The following is a 255-nucleotide window of genomic DNA, read 5'->3' as shown; positions in this document are numbered from 1 at the left end:
GGTTCTAACTCTGGTCCGTCATCCGGATCGAGGACAGTGTATGGTGGGCAGTTTGACTGGGGCGGTCTCCTCCTAAAGAGTAACGGAGGAGTACGAAGGTGCGCTCAGACCGGTCGGAAATCGGTCGTAGAGTATAAAGGCAAAAGCGCGCTTGACTGCGAGACAGACACGTCGAGCAGGTACGAAAGTAGGTCTTAGTGATCCGGTGGTTCTGTATGGAAGGGCCATCGCTCAACGGATAAAAGGTACTCCGGG

The 255-nt window shown here is 54.5% G+C and carries 1 rRNA gene; it reads left to right on the top strand.

Annotated elements, in window-relative coordinates:
• Positions 1–255, top strand: a 23S ribosomal RNA gene (locus J5M67_RS30080); the annotation flags it as partial.

The sequence above is a fragment of the Pseudomonas sp. 30_B genome (genome assembly GCF_017491605.1).
Lineage (GTDB): Bacteria > Pseudomonadota > Gammaproteobacteria > Pseudomonadales > Pseudomonadaceae > Pseudomonas.
The sequence above is the reverse complement of the archived record's forward strand: the minus strand, read 5'-3'. Positions and strand labels throughout refer to the sequence as shown.